At 30.5% G+C, this 1,046-nt stretch carries 1 protein-coding gene; it reads left to right on the top strand.

The genetic code is table 11. The annotated features are described in order from the left end of the window. The coding region (locus A3842_RS11380) for an ATP-binding cassette domain-containing protein (protein WP_143186249.1) at positions 1 to 1,046 on the top strand (1,046 nt) is incomplete at both ends.

The following is a 1,046-nucleotide window of genomic DNA, read 5'->3' on the forward strand; positions in this document are numbered from 1 at the left end:
TATTTAGAAAACAGATTACTGAAAAAGCTTATGAAGTGGAATATGTTCATTTCGATGATAAAGAATTTTGTAATAAACTAAAAAGAGCCGAACAAGTTGTTGGAGAAGATTTATTAAACATATTGTTCAATTTCGAATCAGCGCTTGCAATTGGATCATCTTTGTTCAGTATTATATTGTTAACGATAACTGAACGATTTTATGTCGTTTCCGTTATAATCATGTTAATGATTGTTGTTAACTTATGTATAAAGATGAGAACTGAAATTATAGTTAGGAAATTCAATCGAGAAATGACTCTTGAAGGCAGGACAGGGGATTATTTAAGAGATATTCTAAGCAATTCAAAGTTTGTACGAGAGATGAGGATATACAATTCAGCAAGCTATTTTATGGATTTGTGGGAAAAAACAATAAAGTATCAGCATAACAAACGAATGACGAAAAGACGTTCTGAGATCAAAATAGGTATGATTACGACCACTATCCAGTCCATTTCTATTTTCATTGTATTATATCTGCTTATCAAAGACATCTCAATGGTTGAAAACATATCAATCGGTTTGATATCTACGATATTTTTAGCCCTTGTTCAATCTGGAAATAAGATTTTAACACTAACATGGCCACTAAGCAAACTTTATATCAACTGCACAAGATTGTATGATTTTCATGAATTCATGACCTATCCTAGCGCTGAAAATCAATCAATAGATCTAGCGATCCCTATTCATTCAGTGAATATGGAGAATGTAAACTTTCGCTACAAAAATTCTGAGAGTGATGTTCTATCAAATATCAATCTTGATATCAAAAAAAATGAAAAGGTTGTGATCGTAGGAAACAATGGAGCTGGTAAATCAACTTTAATAAAGTGCATAATTGGGCTTTATGAACCAAATGAAGGTCAGATTCTTTGGAATCATGAAAGAAAAAGAGTCAATAATTTCTCAATTATATTCCAAAATTACATTAAATTCGAAATGACTTTAAGAGAAAATGTTTCCTTGGGGAATCTTAAACAAATCAATAATGATGAATTAATT

It is taken from the genome of Paenibacillus sp. P3E (assembly GCF_001909045.1).
Classification (GTDB): Bacteria; Bacillota; Bacilli; order Paenibacillales; family Paenibacillaceae; genus Paenibacillus_AQ; species Paenibacillus_AQ helianthi.